The sequence below is a fragment of the Allokutzneria sp. NRRL B-24872 genome (genome assembly GCF_002155965.1).
Classification (GTDB): Bacteria; Actinomycetota; Actinomycetes; order Mycobacteriales; family Pseudonocardiaceae; genus Allokutzneria.
Genome location: NZ_MUMH01000252.1, coordinates 1 through 1,435 on the forward strand (window position 1 = coordinate 1; position 1,435 = coordinate 1,435).

Annotated in this window: 1 protein-coding gene; it reads right to left on the reverse strand. The window is 68.2% G+C overall.

Going from position 1 to position 1,435, the window contains the following annotated elements:
* Window positions 1–32 precede the first annotated feature (32 nt).
* Window positions 33–1,043 (reverse strand): hypothetical protein, encoded by a 1,011-nt coding sequence (locus CCN37_RS36990; protein ID WP_086830035.1) that lies wholly within the window; start codon window positions 1,041–1,043, stop codon window positions 33–35.
* Window positions 1,044–1,435 lie beyond the last annotated feature (392 nt).

Genomic DNA, 1,435 nt, shown 5'->3' on the forward strand with positions numbered 1-1,435 from the left:
TGAAGGGGTCGTTCAGGGCTTGAGCCTGTGCGTCACCACTGCCAGTTGATGCCGTGGAAGCCCTTCTGGCAGTCGAGCGCGTGCAGGTAGGCCATGCGCGTGAGGTCCACGCTCACGGCGCGGCGGTCGTCCCGCGCGCCGAGGCCGAGGCGGGTGGAGCGGTGGCAGTGCGCGGGCAGTTCGCCCTCGAAGCGCACCTGGAGCAGGTACTGCGGCACGTTGGTGCGCAGGCAGCGCTCGTAACAGGAGCTCGGCTTGGTGCCCGGATCGGCGAACTCGACCTCGTACTCGACGAGCACGCTCTCGCCCTTGGCCAGCCGGCGCGCGAAGAACAGCTCGTTGACCATGACCATCCGCTCGCGGTCGTAGCGCGTCACGCACCGCTGCCCGGACAGCGAGCGCAGGCCGGTCGGCAGCGGCTGGTCGGCGTCGCCCCGGAAGATCACCACGAGCCGGTCGGCGCCGTCGGCGTTGGCCCGCTGGACCTGGCAGGAGCGCACGCGGCGCAGCGCGCGGTCGGTGCCGACGGTGACCTCGTCGTGCAGCGACAGCGCGTCGAGCTTGGCGTTGATGTGCTCGTAGGAGGTGCCCAGCGCCTTGCTCACGTCGGAGTCGGCGCCGTAGAGGTCGGTCAGGCTCAGCCGCTCCTGGGCGCGCACGCCCCGCCCGCGCGGCCGGGGCGGCCCGATGAGGCTGCTCAGCGAGCGCCTCGGCAGCCGGAGGATGTCCTCCAGCAGCGCGATCGCGCGCAGCGAGTCGGCTCGCTCCGGGCGCCGCCGCCCGCGCTGCCAGTAGCTCAGCGTGGACAGGCTCACCGTCACGCCCTGCGCGGCGAGGCGGTCCTGGATGCGGTCCAGCGGCAGGCCGCGCCGGTCGAGCGCGGTCCGCAGCGCCAGGTCGAACGGGCCGGTCCGAAGCACCTCGCTGAGCTCCTGGTCGATCGTGCGCTGCTGGGACAGAAGCTGCTGGGACGGAAGTTGCCGGGCCTGGAGCTGCTGCTGGGGCTGGAGCTGGTGGGCCGGGATCTGGTGGGCCAGGGTCACTGCCGAAACACCCCCCGAAGGTGTCGTCGGGTCAACTGGTCAGGGTCAGGCCGGTGCGTCTGGAACGAGAAAGCGCCGTTGTCGGTTCCTCCGGCAGGGGAGGAAGAACCGAGCAGGGTGATGGAAAAACTGTGACGCGAGCTTCACGTAACGACAAGACCTGACGTCCAGATCGATTTTAACAGAATTCCAGGGAAATTGTTTACGTACTCTTCGTGGTCGTTCTAAGGAATTATTCGGGCCATTTTAAGGTGCTATTAAGGTGAGGTGTTGGCTTGCGGTGCGCACCGGTGGGGTGTACCAGTGGTACACATGCCGTTGCCACGCTTCACCCGCCTGCCAGGAGACCGTAGGGCCGAGATACTCCGCGTGGCTAGGGCCTGTCCTCAAAG